This is a genomic window from Chitinophaga sp. 01L420, from assembly GCF_056399985.1.
In genome coordinates, this window is sequence record NZ_JBFTSK010000005.1 from 184,915 (window position 1) to 202,001 (window position 17,087).

15 protein-coding genes are annotated in these 17,087 nt (G+C 45.2%); 8 read left to right on the plus strand and 7 right to left on the minus strand.

Going from position 1 to position 17,087, the window contains the following annotated elements; all coding sequences use genetic code 11:
* The first annotated feature begins 9 nt into the window (after positions 1-9).
* A complete protein-coding gene (locus AC1DP6_RS07190; RefSeq protein ID WP_477054211.1) occupies positions 10-774 on the plus strand; it encodes a TerC family protein in 765 nt (254 codons plus the stop codon).
* Positions 775-863: 89 nt separating this feature from the next.
* Here the strand turns inward: AC1DP6_RS07190 and AC1DP6_RS07195 are convergent, their stop codons facing one another.
* The 3 genes from AC1DP6_RS07195 to dnaB form a co-directional block, all read right to left on the minus strand.
* Positions 864-1,568, minus strand: coding sequence for a 16S rRNA (uracil(1498)-N(3))-methyltransferase (locus AC1DP6_RS07195; protein WP_477054212.1), 705 nt, complete (start codon positions 1,566-1,568; stop codon positions 864-866).
* Positions 1,569-1,578: 10 nt separating this feature from the next.
* Positions 1,579-2,925: an MATE family efflux transporter gene (locus AC1DP6_RS07200; RefSeq protein ID WP_477023173.1), complete on the minus strand. Its 1,347-nt coding sequence runs from the start codon at positions 2,923-2,925 to the stop codon at positions 1,579-1,581.
* A gap of 150 nt (positions 2,926-3,075) precedes the next feature.
* Positions 3,076-4,650 carry a replicative DNA helicase gene (dnaB, locus tag AC1DP6_RS07205; protein ID WP_441573435.1) on the minus strand — a complete coding sequence of 525 codons (1,575 nt, stop codon included), beginning with the start codon at positions 4,648-4,650 and terminating at the stop codon, positions 3,076-3,078.
* A gap of 554 nt (positions 4,651-5,204) precedes the next feature.
* Here dnaB and pheT point away from each other — a divergent pair.
* The 7 genes from pheT to AC1DP6_RS07240 all read left to right on the plus strand — a co-directional run bounded on the left by pheT (position 5,205) and on the right by AC1DP6_RS07240 (position 12,205).
* A complete protein-coding gene (gene pheT, locus AC1DP6_RS07210) occupies positions 5,205-7,634 on the plus strand; it encodes a phenylalanine--tRNA ligase subunit beta (protein ID WP_477054213.1) in 2,430 nt (809 codons plus the stop codon).
* 9 nt (positions 7,635-7,643) lie between these two features.
* On the plus strand, positions 7,644-7,952 hold the full coding sequence (locus tag AC1DP6_RS07215; protein WP_477023175.1) for a hypothetical protein: 309 nt from the start codon (positions 7,644-7,646) through the stop codon (positions 7,950-7,952).
* Between the two features lie 13 nt (positions 7,953-7,965).
* Complete coding sequence (locus tag AC1DP6_RS07220) at positions 7,966-8,262, plus strand: cell division protein ZapA (RefSeq protein WP_477023176.1); 297 nt, start codon at positions 7,966-7,968, stop codon at positions 8,260-8,262.
* 171 nt (positions 8,263-8,433) lie between these two features.
* Complete coding sequence (gene rny, locus AC1DP6_RS07225) at positions 8,434-9,999, plus strand: ribonuclease Y (RefSeq protein ID WP_441573431.1); 1,566 nt, start codon at positions 8,434-8,436, stop codon at positions 9,997-9,999.
* Between the two features lie 109 nt (positions 10,000-10,108).
* Positions 10,109-10,723, plus strand: a complete 615-nt coding sequence (locus AC1DP6_RS07230; RefSeq protein WP_477054214.1) for a 3-keto-disaccharide hydrolase — start codon at positions 10,109-10,111, stop codon at positions 10,721-10,723.
* Positions 10,724-10,737: 14 nt separating this feature from the next.
* Positions 10,738-11,526: an SDR family oxidoreductase gene (locus AC1DP6_RS07235; protein ID WP_477054215.1), complete on the plus strand. Its 789-nt coding sequence runs from the start codon at positions 10,738-10,740 to the stop codon at positions 11,524-11,526.
* Positions 11,527-11,578: 52 nt separating this feature from the next.
* Positions 11,579-12,205: a hypothetical protein gene (locus AC1DP6_RS07240; RefSeq protein WP_477054216.1), complete on the plus strand. Its 627-nt coding sequence runs from the start codon at positions 11,579-11,581 to the stop codon at positions 12,203-12,205.
* A gap of 72 nt (positions 12,206-12,277) precedes the next feature.
* Here AC1DP6_RS07240 and scpB read toward each other — a convergent pair whose 3' ends face one another.
* From scpB to AC1DP6_RS07260, 4 genes are all read right to left on the minus strand, one after another.
* The gene (scpB, locus tag AC1DP6_RS07245) at positions 12,278-13,549 is read right to left on the minus strand and encodes an SMC-Scp complex subunit ScpB (RefSeq protein ID WP_477054217.1); all 1,272 of its coding nucleotides are present in this window, start codon (positions 13,547-13,549) and stop codon (positions 12,278-12,280) included.
* 120 nt (positions 13,550-13,669) lie between these two features.
* Entirely contained in the window at positions 13,670-14,554 is an 885-nt protein-coding gene (gene atpG, locus AC1DP6_RS07250; RefSeq protein ID WP_477054218.1) for an ATP synthase F1 subunit gamma, read from the minus strand.
* 168 nt (positions 14,555-14,722) lie between these two features.
* A complete protein-coding gene (locus tag AC1DP6_RS07255) occupies positions 14,723-15,304 on the minus strand; it encodes a DJ-1/PfpI family protein (RefSeq protein WP_441573425.1) in 582 nt (193 codons plus the stop codon).
* 141 nt (positions 15,305-15,445) lie between these two features.
* The gene (locus tag AC1DP6_RS07260; RefSeq protein ID WP_477054219.1) at positions 15,446-17,059 is read right to left on the minus strand and encodes a RagB/SusD family nutrient uptake outer membrane protein; all 1,614 of its coding nucleotides are present in this window, start codon (positions 17,057-17,059) and stop codon (positions 15,446-15,448) included.
* Between the last annotated feature and the right edge of the window lie 28 nt (positions 17,060-17,087).

Genomic DNA, 17,087 nt, shown 5'->3' on the forward strand with positions numbered 1-17,087 from the left:
TCAACCTATATGGAACAGTTTCTAACAGCGGAATCGCTCATCAGTTTATTGACACTGGTGCTCATGGAAATCGTATTGGGCATCGACAATGTCATCTTCGTTTCTATTGTACTTAACAGACTAACCCCTGAAAAAAGGCCTGCAGCCCGTCGCGTATGGATGTTTGCCGGTATGGCCATCCGTATCGTCCTCCTGCTCTGCATCGGGTATATCGTAAAAGCGGTAAATCCCCTGTTCAGCATCGGCAGCCATGGCTTTAGTCTCCGTGACCTTATCATGCTGGGAGGCGGTATCTTCCTGCTGATCAAAACCACCCTCGAAATCCATCATAAGCTGGAAGGAGAGGAAGAGTCCACTGAAATTAAAAACGGTGGCAAACCTGCCGCATCTTTCCTGAACATCGTGGGTCAGATTATCCTGATAGACACTATCTTCTCTTTCGATAGTATCATCACCGCCGTAGGACTCGCCAAACAGGTACCTGTAATGATTGTGGCTGTTATCATTGCCATGATTGTGATGTTCCTTTTTGCACCACGTATCAGCGATTTTATCCACAAACACCCTACGCTTAAAATGCTGGCACTGTCATTCCTCGTAATGGTAGGCGCTATCCTCATCATTGAAGGATGGGATGCAGAGAAAGCACATGATATGCACCTTAAAAACTACGTGTATTTTGCGATGGCTTTTTCCTTTGGTGTAGAAATGCTGAATATGCGGGTAAGAAAACCGTCTAAAGAAAAGCCGGTGGAATTGAGGGAACCGCACTAGCCTTTAGCTTTTAGAAAAAATGCAGCGAATATGAACTGGTATACTGTTTCATATTCGCTGCATTTTTTCTAAAAGCTAATGGCTAAAAGCTAAACGTTATTCATCAGCGTTACCGCTACCATACCAGCTGTTTCTGTACGTAAACGGGTATTACCCAATGATACTGGCACAAAACCCTGTTCCAGCGCCAGTTTAATTTCGTCCGGCGTAAAATCACCTTCCGGCCCTATCAGTATCAGCGTATCTTGGCCGGGCTGCATAGTCTGTTGTAATTCCTGCTTTTGTTCCGGCAAGCAATGCGCGATCAACCGCTGCGGGTCCTTATTGCTTTTTACCAGTTTATCAAATGCCTGCGGCTCCTGTAATTCCGGTAAATAAAACTGTTGCGATTGCAGCATTGCGGATACCAGTATATTTTGCAGCCGTTCTGCTTTTATTTTTTCCTTCTCTGTACGCTGACTTACCAGGGGAATAATAGTTTGAATACCTATCTCCGTGGCCTTTTCCAGGAACCATTCAATACGCGAAGCGTTTTTGGTAAACGAGATCCCTATACGAAGCGCCCGGGCAGGAGGTGACACCGTTTCGCAAACCAGTATTTTCACCACACACTTCTTGCGGTTATCGTCGGTAATAGCAGCCGTAAACTTATGCCCACGGCCATCTGCCAGCAACACTTTATCGTCCTTCTCGTGACGGAGCACCTGGATACAGTACTTGGACGTATCCTCATTCATTGTATATGCAATGGCATCCGGTTGTATATCCGGTGCGTAAAAAACTGGCAGATCCATGCGCGCAAAGTTAAGCAGAAAGTTTTTTTGTTTTGATGTGAAACCGCACAAACAGCAACACAGAAGCTACCAGCAAGCCCAATAACAGTGCCCACCATACACCTTCTACACCAAAACCCAACTTAATCCCCAACAGGTAACCCAAAGGAAGACCCAGTCCCCAGTATGCCAGCAGCGTAATCAACGTAGGTATACGCACATCACCCAGACCACGCAAAATACCCAGCCCTACTACCTGCATCCCGTCAAATAACTGAAAGAAGGCGGCAATGATCAGTAATCCGGAAGCAATCTTTATTACCTGCGGGTCCTGAATGTAAAAAGAAGGAAGCAGGTGATTGCCCAGCGTAAATAACAGCGCTGCGCCCCCCATCAGTAACAGCACCATATGATAACTGGCAATAGCGGATAAACGGAGTTCCCCGAAATTCTTCTTACCAAAATTATTACCACTTTTAATACCTGCTGCTGCAGAAATCCCACTGGCCATCATGTAAGTCATCGAAGCTAAACTCAGCGCTATCTGGTGAGCTGCCAACTCGGCTGCGCCCATCCAGCCTACCATTACAGCGGCCCCACTGAAGGCGCTCACTTCAAATAAGTATTGCATGGCTACCGGCGTGCCGATGCCCAGTATTTTTTTAACGGCAGCAGCCTTCAGATTTTTGAAACCGAATGATTGCAGGTAAGGCTTAAAGCGTGGTGCCCTCAACACATAGAACATCATAGTAATTCCCATGATCAGTCTGTCTGTGAACGTGGCAATACCCACACCTATCACACCCATTCTGGGCATACCAAACAAGCCGTATACCAGGGTAATACCAATGATAATGTTAATCACGTTACCAATGATACTGATGTTCATCGCCTGCCGCGTAAATCCAAGTCCTTCTGCAAACTGCTTGAACGATAGGAACAGCATCAGCGGAATAAACGAAAACCCCAGGAAACGCAGGAAGGGCCTGGCCTGTTCGGCTACATCGCCTTCCTGGTGCAGGAGAGACAAATGGCTACTGCCAATATAAATGACAGCAGATAATAATACGCCCACCACCATATTGATAATCAGGCTATGACTCAGTAAATACCCGATGGCATTTTTGTTGCCTCGCCCGTTTTCCTGGGCAATCAGCGGCGTAAGGCCATAGGACATGCCGATGCCTGCCACCATAAAAACGGAAAACAAACCATTGCCCAGTGATACCGCTGCCAGCGGTACTTTTCCTGTATGTCCGATAATAATACTATCCGATAATGCTACCAGGGTATGACCCAATTGAGAGATAACTACGGGGTAGGCTAAACTGAAATTGTCTTTGTAATGACCTTTGTATTTTAAGTACAGCTGTTTCATTGATTAATCTTATTATTCTTTATGTATTTAGGTTCCCATTTAAGTAAATACTTCTACTGTATTTACTATGCTGACAGTTACGGGAGGGATAAAAGCTAAAAAGCCGGCGATCGATATCGATGCCGGCTTTTTAGCAAAATCTTTTATGCGTTAAAAGGGTGCATCTTCAAAGCCTTCATCGAAGTTCATATCATTCATCTTGGATCCTTTCTGTATGTACAGTTTGGCTTCATCGTTGCCGCCACCGCCGCCTTGCTGCGAGCGACTGATACCTGCGAAAGGACTACCACCACCACCGGGATTTTCAAGACTTCCATCATCTTCAAATCGCTGGTATTCCAGTACAGCTCTCAGTTTGATGGTATCCAGCTGACCATTACGGTGCTTGGCTATACGAACGTGGGTTTCACCTTTATTGGATTCACCCATTTCATTGGTGTTGATTTCATAATATTCAGGACGATAGAGGAACATTACCATATCCGCATCCTGCTCGATCGCTCCGGATTCACGGAGATCACTCAGCTGCGGCATTTTGTTACCGTCTTTTCGTTTTTCCACATCACGGCTCAACTGCGAGAGGGCGATAATAGGTACCTGTAACTCCTTTGCCAATCCTTTCAGGTCACGGGAAATTTTACTGATTTCCTGTTCACGGTTGGATCCTTTACCATCACTGCTACCACTCATCAGCTGCAGGTAGTCGATGATGATAACACCTACACCGTGGTTGTGTACCAGCCTGCGGCACTTGGCGCGCAACTCAAAGATGTTGAGTGCCGGGGTATCATCAATGAAGATGGGTGCTTTTGCCAGGCGTTCAATACCGTGGGTCATCAGCTTCTTCATTTCATACTCTTCCAGTTTACCACGGGAAATCTTTTCCAGCTTTATTTCTGACTCGGCCGAGAGAATACGTTGTACAATCTGACCGGAGGACATTTCCAATGAGAATACCGCTGCTCCTTTCGGGAAGCGGGGGTGAAGCGCCGCATTACGCGCAAGGTTCAGCGCGAAGGCGGTTTTACCCACAGAAGGACGAGCAGCTATGATGATCAGATCCGTAGATTGCCAGCCATAGGTGACCTTATCCAGTGAAGGAAAGCCGGAAGGCACTCCGGTAATATCATCTCCTTTGTTACGCAGATCCTCAATACGCTTCATGGTATTTACCAGTACGCGGTCAATAGAATCATAGTTTTTACGGAGGTGATTATTGGTTACCTCAAACAATTTAGACTCCGCGCTGTCCAGCAGATCAAATACATCGGCCGTGTCTTCATAAGACTCCGTCAGTATTTCTCCGGAAATACGGATCAGTTCACGCTGTATAAATTTCTGGAGAATAATACGGGCATGTGCTTCAATGTTGGCCGAAGACACCACCATATTCGTGAGTTTCATCACGGTAAACGGGCCACCGATTTGTTCCAGGGAGCCCATTGATTTGAGCTCTTCTGTTACGGTGAGGATATCTACGGGCATTGACTTACCTGCCAGGCGAGTCATGGCGCTAAATATAATCTGGTGTGCTTCTACATAAAAGCACTCCCCTTTTAATATCTCGATTACGGAGTCAAAAGCTCCTTTTTCCAGCATTACGGCTCCCAAAACAGCTTCTTCCAATTCTTTAGCCTGTGGTGGTATCTTGCCATACACCAAGGATGACACATCAATGGACGGTTTTCTACGCACATTGCGGTCCTTCTTAAGATTGAGATCCATTTATGGTTAGTGTATTAAAAAAAGTTAATAAAAGGTTACTGTCAATGGGCCCTTCCAGTTGTTTTTACAATCGATATCTGCATTTTTCCCGCATTCATCAGGGTGATAGCTACTTTAAGAAATTGTAAACTTTTGCAAGCCGTACAAACTAAGGTAAAGGCATTTTTTCGATTAACACCCTTCCTTTAGTTATTAAATTTATTAAGCCTCATACACAGGTTATCCACAAGCAAAATGTCAGTTATCCACTGACAGCATCATGGTTATCCACCAAAACACCAGAAATTCCCAAGCAAAGGTCCGATTATTCACACACATTGTGTAAAAAGATTTTCCACATACTGCAAAAACATCGCACCAGAGCAAAGGATAAAGCATAAAGGAGAAAGCAAAAAGCTATTGTAGCGGAGATTTAAGGGGATTACAGAAAACTTTAGCCGGCTGGAATATTCGCTCAAATCTCCGCTACAATAGCTTTTTGCTTTCTCCTTTATGCTTTATCCTTTGCTCATTAGTTGTTAACTTTACGCCACTTATATAAACCGAGCAGATAAATGACGATTTCATACAACTGGCTATGTGATTATTTACCGGTGAAGCCTACACCGGAGGAACTATCTACCATTTTAACCAGAATTGGTCTGGAAGTAGAGAACCTGGAAAAATTTGAAGCTGTAAAGGGAAGTCTGGCTGGATTGGTGATCGGAGAAGTACTGACGGCAGAAAAGCACCCCAATGCGGATAAACTGAGACTGACTACCGTTAACACCGGCAACGGTGAGCCCCTGCACATTGTATGTGGCGCGCCTAACGTAGCGGTAGGCCAGAAAGTAGTGGTAGCCCCCATTGGCACCACCATCTATCCACTGGGTGGAGAACCGCTGACCATGAAAAAAGCAAAGATCCGTGGAGAAGAAAGCCAGGGAATGATTTGCGCCGAAGATGAAATAGGACTGGGCAACAGTCATGACGGCATCATGGTACTCGATGCCTCCCTGCAACCCGGCACCCCTGCCAGCGAAGTGTTTAAACCTGCTAACGACTACATCTACGAAATAGGACTCACTCCTAACCGTATGGACGCTATGAGCCATATAGGCGTAGCTAAAGATGTATGCGCTTTCCTCAATAACATAGAAAATACGCATAAATACCAGGTAAAATTACCGGAAATAAAGGCCCTGCCTAAAGCAGCTACTCCTTTACCCATCAGCGTTACCGTTGAAAATACAGATGCCTGCCCCCGTTACAGTGGTATATCCATTACCGGTATACAGGTGGCGCCATCTCCTGAATGGCTGAAAGCCAAGGTGACCGCCATCGGTGTTCGTTCTATCAACAACATCGTGGATATCACCAACTTCATCCTGCATGAAACCGGACAACCGCTCCATGCGTTTGATGTGGCAGCCATCAAAGGCAATGCAGTCGTAGTAAAGAACCTGCCAACCGGCACACCATTTATTACTCTCGATGAAAAAGAAAGGAAACTGGACGCTACAGACCTGATGATCTGCAATGGTGCAGGCGAAGGCATGTCTATTGCCGGTGTATTTGGCGGTTTACATTCAGGCGTTTCTGATACCACCCACAGCATTTTCCTGGAAAGCGCCATTTTCAACGCCGGTGGCATCCGTACCACTTCTTTCCGCCATGGATTACGCACCGATGCGGCCTCCCGCTTCGAAAAGGGGGTGGATATCTCCAATGCGGTATTTGCCCTGCAACGTGCGGCCGATCTCATCTGCGAACTCGGCGGCGGACAGGTAGCATCCGATATTATTGATATATACCCTGCCGTAAAAATAAAAACACAGGTAGAGACTACGTATAGCTATATCCGGAAGCTCAGCGGCAGCAACTATCCGGAAGATAAAATCAAAAACATCCTGCGCAGCCTCGGCTTTGAGATCCTGTCTGAATCCGCGGAAGGATTTCGTGTATCCGTACCATTCAGCAAACCGGATATCAGTCTCCCGGCCGACCTGGTAGAAGAAGTTATGCGGATAGATGGATTGGACAATATCGAGACCCCTTCTAAAATTGCCATTTCTCCCGCCCTTTCTGCCCAACCAGATGCAGAAAGTGTAAAGGAAAAAGTGGCCGATTATCTCGCTGGCAACGGTTTCAACGAAATTTTCACCAATTCCATTACTAACAGCAAATACTATACGCCGGAAGTACTGGAAACTGCGGTAAAAATGATGAACAGTCTCACTGTTGAACTGGACATCATGCGCCCTTCCATGCTGGAAACCGGTCTGGAAAGCATTTCACATAACCTGAACCGCAAAAACGAAGACCTGATGTTCTTCGAATTCGGTAAAACTTACCAGGTGCTGGAAAAGGGCTATGGTGAAAACAATCACCTGGTACTCTATCTGACAGGTAAACAAACGGCCGAAACCTGGATGCATGCATCCAGGCTGGTAGACTTTTACTTCCTGAAAGGTTTTGTTATTAACATACTCAAACAACTGGGTTACAAGCAGCTAACCTGGGCAGAAAGCACAGAACCGGGTTTACAACCGGCCTGGGAAATCAAGGTAAAAAACCAGGTGGTAGTAACCCTCGGAGGCGTTCCCACAGCGAAACTCAAGCAATTTGACATCAGGCAGGCCGTATGGTTTGCTACCTTCAATTGGGATAAAATACTGGGACTCTTGCAAAAAAGTGATAACTTTTACAAAGAAATCCCGCGTTTCCCGGCAGTTCGCAGGGACCTGGCACTGGTACTGGACAAACAGGTGAAGTTTGCCGCAGTAGAAGCAGCTGCCCGTAGCGTGAAATCCGGCCTGTTACAACAGGTGAATCTGTTCGATGTATTTGAGAGCGAAAAACTAGGCACTAACAAGAAGTCTTACGCAGTAAGCTTTACCTTCCTGGATGCTCAGAAAACACTCACTGACAAAGAAATTGATGGTGTAATGGAAAAACTCATCAAAACATTCGAAACGCAGTTACAGGCAGAGATTAGAAAATAAGATATTGAAATGGTTTTAGAGCAATACATTCAACGCGTAGAAGAGAAACTGCACCTGCTGGTAAAAAAGCTCCAGCAGGTGCAGGCGGAGAATGTATTGCTGAAAGACGAAGTTAAAGTACAACAACAGGAGCTGCAACAGCAGCAACAATCGTTACAGGTACTGGAGGACAGGCTGCAACTCATGAAAATTGCATCCACCGCCCAGGGAGGTACCACCATAGCAGCAGAAGACGAAGCTTTCAAAAAAGAGATCCGTGGCAAAATCAATGATTACATTAAAGAAATTGACCGTTGTATCGCTTTGCTGAACAGCTGATATAAAATCATACATGATGGAACAACTCATTCCTATTAACATAATCGTATCGGACCGCTCTTACCGGATAAAGATAAAACCGGAAGAAGAAGCGGAAGTACGTCGTATTATGAAAGAAGTGAATGAGAAAATTGTCGATTTTAAAACTTCTTATGCAGGAAAAGACCTGCAGGACTATATCGCTATGGCCCTTATCATGTACGCAACACACCCTGTAACCAGCGGCGGAAAAGCCCAGGCAAGCACTGCACCTTTTTTGCAGGAAAAGCTGGAAAAGCTGGAAGAAATTATCAACCAGGCATTGGGTTGATCACGTTACCCATTGCTAAACAATGAATTAGCTAATTGGCTAATTATCACGTATCAAAGACGCTTTAACTGCTATTTTTTTGTATTTTCGCGGGTCAGTTCTCGCCCCTGTTGTGTTTTAGCAGCGACATGGGTATGAGGATACTACATAAATCAAGTATAAATAATTCATATGGATGTTACACTTATCACGACAATAGCTGCAGTAGTGGCATTGATCATTGGGATTGTGCTAGGTAAGGTGATTTTTGCCAAAAATACACAGCATAAAATAGATGAAGCTGAGAACCAGGCTAAAAAAATCATTGCAGATGCACAGATTAGTGCGGAAAATCTCAAGAAAGACAGACTGCTGGAAGCAAAAGAAAAATACCTGCAATTAAAAAGCGAGTACGAAAAAGATGTACTGCAACGTAATCAGAAACTGGGGGAGTCGGAAAATCGCATCAAACAGAAAGAACAAGCCATCAGCCTCAAAAACGAGCAACTTCAGAAGCAATTAAACGAAAACGATGCTATCAAAGAAGGCTTGAACCGTCAGATGGAACTGGTGACCATTAAACGTACAGAACTGGAAAAGCACCAGGAAGAACATATCCGCCGTCTTGAAAAAGTAGCCGGATTAACCGCTGATGAAGCGAAACACCAACTGGTAGAAAGTCTGAAAGAAGAAGCCCGCTCACAGGCACTCTCTCATATACAGGAAATCATTGAAGACGCTAAATTAAAAGCGAACAAAGAAGCCAAAAAAATCATCATACAATCTATTCAGCGTACTGCTGCTGAACAAACCATTGAAAATACCATCACTGTATTTACCCTGGAAAGTGATGAAATCAAAGGTCAGATCATTGGTCGTGAAGGCCGTAATATCCGCGCCATTGAAGCGGCTACCGGTGTGGATCTGATCGTAGACGATACCCCTGAAGCTATTGTATTATCTTCCTTCGACCCATTGCGCCGTGAAATAGCGCGTTTATCTCTGCAACGCCTGGTACAGGATGGACGTATTCACCCTGCCCGTATTGAGGAAGTGGTAGAAAAAACCAAGAAACAACTGGAAGAACAGGTAATGGACATTGGTGAAAGAACCGTGATAGAACTGGGTATCCATGGCCTGCATAAAGAACTGGTGCGCCTGGTAGGTAAGATGCGTTTCCGCTCTTCCTACGGACAAAACCTGCTTATGCACTCCAAAGAAACTGCGAATCTTTGCGCAGTGATGGCAGCTGAGCTGGGCTTAAACCCTAAACTGGCCAAACGTGCCGGCTTACTGCACGATATTGGTAAAGTACCTGATGAAGAAACTGAGCTGAGCCACGCCCTCTTAGGTGCTAAACTCGCTGAAAAATATGGTGAACACGCTGCGGTAGTTAATGCCATCGGTGCTCACCACGATGAAATGGAAATGCAATATGTCATTTCTCCGATCGTTCAGGCCTGTGATGCGATCAGCGGTGCCCGCCCGGGTGCGCGTCGTGAAATCATGCAAAGCTACCTGCAACGTATCAAGGACCTGGAAAACCTGGCCCTGGCTCATGATGGTGTGGAAAAAGCATACGCTATCCAGGCTGGTAGAGAACTACGTATTATCGTAGAAAGTGATAAGGTATCCGATGGCGATGCCGATCGTTTATCATTCGAAATTGCCAATAAGATACAGACAGAAATGCAATATCCTGGCCAGATTAAAGTAACGGTCATCCGTGAAAAAAGAGCGGTGAACATTGCGAGATAATTTTCTGATTTAGAAATCCAGGAAATTGAACTTATATTGGAGTCCTCCGGTTTTACCGGGGGACTTTTTTTATGAATTAAACTGGTCTTCAATCAATAAATGCAGTGTTATGAAAAAAACCTTCATTAAATTCCTGCTGGGTGCCGCCTTGTTACTGGGCACCGGCCAAGTGTTTGCACAAAAAACGCAATCATTATTCAACGGGAAGAACCTGGATGGATGGAAAATCTATGGTACCGAAAAGTGGTATGTAGAAAAAGGGGAACTCATCTGTGAAAGCGGCCCTGACAAAGAATACGGTTACCTGGGCACTGATGGTCAATACAAAGATTTTGAACTGACAGTACAATTCAAACAGGAAGCCAATGGCAACAGCGGTGTATTCTTTCACTCCTCCCTCGATGGAACTAAAATTACCGGCTGGCAGGCAGAAGTAGCCCCTCCCGGCATGCATACCGGCGGTATTTATGAATCTTATGGTCGTGGATGGTTGATACAACCCGACAAGGAAAAAGAAAAATACCTGAAAATGGGAGAATGGAATACCATGAAAGTGCGGGTACAAGGCGACAACGTAACGACCTGGCTCAATGGACAGGAAATGATCACCCTGAAAGACGATAAAATAGGCGCTGCCAATGGCCAGATCGCTCTGCAGATCCATTCCGGCGGTGGTATCAAGGTAAGATGGAAAAATATCAAGCTAACACCCCTGAAATCGTAATTCAAACTGCTTAAATGCATTTTACGGATAAAGTAATACTTATTACAGGCGCCAGCTCGGGTATAGGCCATGAGCTGGCGCTTTTACTGGCAAAAGAAAAAGCCAGACTAATTCTGGCCGCTCGTAACCAGGCCGCCCTCGAAGCGGTGCGAAACCAGTGCCTGTTATACACTCCTTACTGCGAAATTGTATTGATGGATGTAACAGATGAAGCCCAGGTAAATGAAGGTGCCCACCGCGCTTTACAATTTTTTGGGAAGATAGATGTACTTGTGAATAATGCCGGCGTAACCCAACGGTCAAAGCTTATAGATACCTCTGTTTCCGAGGTCCGACAACTGATGGAGGTGAATTTTTTTGGCGCCGTCATGCTCACCCAGGCCCTGTTACCCCATTTCAGGGAACAAGCAGGCGGACAAATCATTATTATCAGCAGCATGGCCGGATTAATGGGTTATCCCTGGCGTTCCGGCTACAATGCAGCCAAACATGCCCTGCAGGGATACTTTGAAACCCTGCAAACAGAACAACCTATTCCCCATTTATATACCACCATCGTTTGTCCTGGAAGGATACACACCCCCATTACCTATTCTGCCATCACGGCTAACGGTGACGCCTATGGTAAAATGGATCCTAAACAGGCAAAAGGATTATCAGTTGCTTTCTGCGCCCGGCGTATACTAAAGGCCATGCATAAACGAAAAAAAGTAGTGCTGATTGCCAGAGAAGAACGGATACTATTGTGGTTCAAAAGATATTTCCCACCCCTGTTTTATGTGGTTGCGCGCAAAGGAAATTGATTGGTAACTCTTTTCCTTATTCAAACATTTACCTACTGTATAAAAAGCAAATATGTTACTCAAAAAGAATATCCTGTTATTACTAACCACGGCCTTGTTTTCCTGTAATAACGGCAGTACCATCACGGATGAACAACGGATAACAGATGTCCCCATGGCGTTTTCTTTCCTCAGTACGCTTCCCCCTTATGAAGAGGACATTTCAACTACTATTTTAAAAGTGCTCAATACCGGCAGCATTAACCATGCGGCGGCTAACCGGGAAGACAGTGCCCTAGTGTTTAAAAATGCAAATACCGGTACGGTTCCGGTATATGCCGATATATCCTTTTTTCCGGTACAAAATAAAGACACGCTTGCAAAGGCATGTAGCGGCAGTTTTAGAAAACAGGCAGACCTGGACAGTATCGCTGTCATAGATTTCAGCCAATATTTCACGATGGTTGTTACACATCCGCCTTCCGGGGAGCTGTCTTATTATGACATCCTTTCGCAGGAGCATCGGCCGGGGGACACGGTTTTTCTTTCCTTAACATCCCGCCCTACAAGCAATGCTGACGGATCTTCTGCGGTGGTAAATAATTTCTGGRGCACCTGTGTATATAAGACGCCAAAGGAGCATTACCGCGTACTGGCACTTGCCTTCAGGAATGACACTACTTTTTATAAGTTGAAATAAACCAGTAATTAAAAGCAGCGGCTGCACCTTAAATCAGTGCAGCCGTTGCTTTAATTATAATATAGTGATTCACTATTTCCAGAAGCCTTCATCTTCCTCATCATCATCTTCCTCTCCCTTCTCTTTATCATTTTCTTTCTTATCTTTTTCTTCCTCCTCTTCCTCTTCTTCCTTCTCATCATCATCCGCTTCACCACCACCCACTACCAGTAGGTTTTCTCCAAGGATGGCATCTTCTACCATGTCATCCGGATCCTTATCGCCGTCATCCTCCTCGTCATCTTCATTATCATCTTCTTCGTCATCTTCATCGTCGTCATCCTCCTCTTCTTCCAACGTCGCTTCTTCTGTTTCTTTTCCGGAGATGCTAGCCTCTATTATGCCATCCGGATCTTCATCTTCTGTACCATCGTTTTCATCTGACACTGTATCCACTGGCGGTTCGGCCGGATCTTCTGTAGTCGTGATGTTATCTTCGACCGTATCTTGTTCTGTAGAAATAGTATCTGTTGTAGTTGCGTCCGGATCTTCTTCACCGCCGAGTTCTTCGTTTACTTCTTCTATGATATCATCAAAGCGAACGATTTCGTCATCGGGTTCCACTTCTTCATCTTCTGAGGCAGGTTGTTCTTCCTCAGGTGGTGTAAGGGTAATATCCAGTTTATGATCGGGGTCCAGTAGTTCTCCATCTTCAGACACCATCAGGGAATGTGCTGTTTCAGCAGCGTGGGTGCTATGTTCACCACGACCCAGGGTCGCTGTTTCATCGCTGATGAGGGTAGGTTGTACCATTTCTTCGTCAAACAGTTCCTTCAGTTTAGGCAGATCTGCTACGGAGCTGATACCGAAATAATCCATAAAGGAGCGGGAAACGGCATATAGCAGGGGTTTACCTGGCTGATCTTCACTACGACCTGTGATAACGATAAGTTCTTTTTCCAGTAGTTTTTGAATAGAATAATCGGTGCTGACACCACGGATATATTCTATTTCCCCTTTGGAAATAGGCTGACGATAAGCAATAATGGCCAATGTTTCCAGAGCAGCTGTTGATAAGCGCTTCAGGAATTTGTCACCATTCAGCTGGGCTACTGTCTGATAATATTCTTTTTTGGTAAGGAATTGATAGCCGCCGCCACTGCTGCGCACTTCAAAGGCATAAAATTCAGAGCTGTATTTTTCCCTGATGGCCTCCATAGCAGCTTCTACCTGATCCAGGGTAGTACGGTCTTCCAGGAAAGCCAATGCATTGTTGAGCAGATCCACTATTTCCAGCAAAGGCAATGGCCTGTCGGCCGCAAAAATTAATGCTTCCACGTGCGGGATGATCTGTGATATTTCCATACGTTAACAGGAGGTGTGGATGTTACAAAAAAGGTCAAAGACCGAAAATACAGTCTTTGACCCTAATCTGAAAATATTAATTCAGTTGTTGACTTAGTGCTAAAAATTGCCTTACAGTACTTAACTTCCCAACGCTGCAGCACCGCTCACGATTTCCGTCAGCTCGGTGGTAATGGCTGCCTGACGTGCACGGTTGTAAGAGATTTTCAGGGAACGCAACATTTCGCTGGCGTTTTCTGTTGCCTTATCCATCGCTGTCATACGGGCACCATGCTCGGAAGCATGAGAATCCAGGATGGCTTTGAAGAACTGAGTATTCAGGATCTTAGGCATCAGTTCTGTAATCAGTGTATCTTTTTCAGGCTCGAAAATGAAGTCTGCTTTCAGACCGCTATTTTCCTGGTTTTCTACTTTTGCAATTGGCAGGAACTGTTCAGTAACAAATACCTGGGTAGCTGCATTTTTGAATTCGCTGTACACGATTTCAACTGCATCATAGGTACCGTCTGTGAAACCTTTCAGGGCTACAGCAGCTGCTTCTTTCACGTGATCGAAAGTCAGACTACCAAAGATCTGCCAAAATTTATCGTTTACTTTATATCCGTTCTGTACAAAATGATCGTAACCTTTTTTACCGATCGGCAGGATTTCTACATTGCCCTGTTCAAACTGCTCAGCATACTTTTCGCGAATAACGCGTTTAGCTGCCYTGATCAGGTTGGAGTTGAAAGCACCGCACAAACCTCYGTCTGAAGTAATTACCACAATCAGTACTTTTTCAACGGGGCGTTGTGCCGCCAGTGGCGTATCAATATTGCCTTCACTGTTGGAAACAATATTCTGCAACATTTCCTGGAGCTTTACTGCATAAGGGCGCATCAGCAGGATAGCATCCTGTGCACGTCTTAATTTAGCAGCACTCACCATTTTCATGGCTTTCGTGATCTGCTGACCAGATTGAATAGATTTGATTCGGTTACGAACTTCTTTAAGCTGTCCGGACATATATAAAAATCAATTACGAATTACGAATTATCAATAGCCAAAGCAGGGATAGCCTCCTGAATTTGGCTGCAAAGGTAAGCAATGACAGTTTAATTTGAAAATCCGTAGAGAGATAATTTAAACTTTCTTTAAACTATTGATAATTAAATTTTTATAAATTATTAAATACTAAAGTGTAATGCTCGTTCCCAGTACCTGTAAAAAGGCCGCCATCCATTGCGGATGAGCTGGCCATGCGGGCGCTGTCACCAACTTACCGTCTACCACTGCCTCATAAACATTCACAGAAACATAAGTGCCCCCGGCGGAGGTAACTTCAGGTGCTACTGCCGGATAAGCCGTTAATTTTTTGCCCCTTACCACATCGGCTGCAGTCAGGATCTGTATACCATGACAAACAGCTGCTACCGGTTTATCCTCCAAAAAGAAATGTTTTACCAGTTCCAATACATTCTTATTTAACCGCAAGTATTCCGGCGCACGGCCACCGGCTATTACCAGGGCATCATAATCGGCACCGGCAATATCATTAAAGGTGGCATTGAGCACAAAACCATGACCTGGCTTTTCACTATAAGTCTGGTCACCTTCAAAATCGTGAATCGCTGTTTTGATCTTATCGCCAGCCGCCTTGTCGGGGCATACGGCATGTACATCATGACCTATCATCTGCAACATCTGGAAAGGAACCATCGTTTCGTAGTCTTCTGCATAGTCTCCGGTCAGTAACAATATCTTCTTCTGTGCCATAGGAATCAAAAGTTTTTTGAGTTAGAAAAGGTAGTTGAAGATAAGAAATTCACTTTAAGCAATCAGCCTTTAGTACACATAGCGAATGTTAAATCTCGTTATGTGTACTAAAGGCTGATAAACTTACATTAAAGGCTGCTACTAGTACCCCGGATTCTGGGGAAATTCATTCGTAGTTCTATCAATCTGGTCCTGCGGAATAGGGCGCAATACATGGGTTGGCTTAATATTGTTCCGGGCCTCCTCATTATGCAGCTTTACTCTTTCCAGCAGCTTGTGGGTGCGGGTCAGATCGAACCAGCGCATTTGTTCTCCTACCAGCTCCCGGCCTCTTTCATCCAGGATAAAATCGATGGTCATATCTGCGGCGGATACGGTCATGGCATCGCGGTTGGCCTGTGTTTCTGCCGGGGTGGCGCCAATACGGGCGGATCTCCAGCGGATCACATTTAGGAGATCAGCGGCGGCCTGTTTTTTCCCATCCATCATCAGCGCTTCTGCTTCTATCAGGTAAGTTTCCGCCAAACGCATGGCTATAAAAGGCCTTACACCGGAAGCCTGGTTATCAGGACGCAGTGCATCTGCAAATTTATTCAGCGAAGGATACAGCTTTTCTGTATACTGTCTTGGAGGTACCAGCAGATAAGGCTTGCTGGCAATCACAGCATCAGATACATCATAACCGGGCAGGTAAACAGCGGTATCACCCAACTTCAAATTGTCAATAGGTGCATTGGTTGTCCATAGTGTGGTGTAGAATTTCTCGTAACGCACATCATGTATCCTGTCTTTATACAGCGTATCGATCAGGAACTTTGTAGGTCTGAAACGCTTCCAGGGCGTACCATTTGGCAAATCACGTTTCATTCCTTTCAATACATCATACTGCATCAGGAAAAAGCGGCAGGCGTTGTTATCCGGGTAACCATAAATTGGATCGGTGGTATATTGCGCGGCAAAAATAGTTTCATCATTATTTTCTTTACCCTGTGCCCATACCTGTCCAATGTCGGTGAGTAACTTAAATCCATAGTTCTTAATTACCATGTCAGCATATTTGGCTGCGTTCGCATAATCGCCTGCCTTTGCCTGCGGAGAGGAAGCACGGGTCAGGTAAACCCTTGCCAACAAGTGTTCTGCGGCTGGCTTGGTAGCACGGCCCCATTCCGCCTGTGTGGGAGGCAAGTCAGTTTCTGCAGCCAGCAGATCGTTGATCACCGCATCGTAGATCGCGGATACGGAATCGCGATGCGCCTCTCTTGAAATTTCAGTGTTTTCGTGCAGGCGCAAGGGTACGGCACCAAATAGCTGCATCAGCACAAAATGATAATGCGCCCTGCAAAACAACGCTTCAGCTACTCCTTTTTTCTTGGAGGCTTCATCCAGGTCGGCAATCTTGCCCGCCCGGTCTATCGCAACGTTACAGGCGTTGATCGTTTGATAGAAACTGTTCCATACTTCACGGATATGGTCATAACGGGAGTCCAGCTGTGAAGTATACTGGCTCGTAAATTTGAAGTTCCCATCGGAACCATTTGTAATAATATCTGTACCGGTTTCGGTAAGTGTCATGCCCCGTTCTGTGCTATAAAAATTACGTATAGACACGTAGGAACCGTTTACAGCCGTCTGAAAACCGGCCTTTGTATTATAGAAATCATCCGTTACGTTGGTGACTATCTTTTCATCCAGCATTTTATTACAGGAAGTAGCAGCAACGGCCAGCAGCATGATGACAGGAATTATATATCTCATAACATTTTCTTTTTAAGATGTTTAATCA

What these genes read in the sequence shown, in the direction of transcription:
- AC1DP6_RS07255 (WP_441573425.1), bottom strand. Translation starts at nt 15,304, where the DNA reads ATGGCACAGAAGAAGATATTGTTACTGACCGGAGACTATGCAGAAGAC.
- AC1DP6_RS07260 (WP_477054219.1), bottom strand. Translation starts at nt 17,059, where the DNA reads ATGAGATATATAATTCCTGTCATCATGCTGCTGGCCGTTGCTGCTACT.
- AC1DP6_RS07190 (WP_477054211.1), top strand. Translation starts at nt 10, where the DNA reads ATGGAACAGTTTCTAACAGCGGAATCGCTCATCAGTTTATTGACACTG.
- pheT (WP_477054213.1), top strand. Translation starts at nt 5,205, where the DNA reads ATGACGATTTCATACAACTGGCTATGTGATTATTTACCGGTGAAGCCT.
- rny (WP_441573431.1), top strand. Translation starts at nt 8,434, where the DNA reads ATGGATGTTACACTTATCACGACAATAGCTGCAGTAGTGGCATTGATC.
- AC1DP6_RS07230 (WP_477054214.1), top strand. Translation starts at nt 10,109, where the DNA reads ATGAAAAAAACCTTCATTAAATTCCTGCTGGGTGCCGCCTTGTTACTG.
- AC1DP6_RS07235 (WP_477054215.1), top strand. Translation starts at nt 10,738, where the DNA reads ATGCATTTTACGGATAAAGTAATACTTATTACAGGCGCCAGCTCGGGT.
- AC1DP6_RS07200 (WP_477023173.1), bottom strand. Translation starts at nt 2,925, where the DNA reads ATGAAACAGCTGTACTTAAAATACAAAGGTCATTACAAAGACAATTTC.
- scpB (WP_477054217.1), bottom strand. Translation starts at nt 13,549, where the DNA reads ATGGAAATATCACAGATCATCCCGCACGTGGAAGCATTAATTTTTGCG.
- AC1DP6_RS07195 (WP_477054212.1), bottom strand. Translation starts at nt 1,568, where the DNA reads ATGGATCTGCCAGTTTTTTACGCACCGGATATACAACCGGATGCCATT.
- AC1DP6_RS07215 (WP_477023175.1), top strand. Translation starts at nt 7,644, where the DNA reads ATGGTTTTAGAGCAATACATTCAACGCGTAGAAGAGAAACTGCACCTG.
- AC1DP6_RS07220 (WP_477023176.1), top strand. Translation starts at nt 7,966, where the DNA reads ATGATGGAACAACTCATTCCTATTAACATAATCGTATCGGACCGCTCT.
- dnaB (WP_441573435.1), bottom strand. Translation starts at nt 4,650, where the DNA reads ATGGATCTCAATCTTAAGAAGGACCGCAATGTGCGTAGAAAACCGTCC.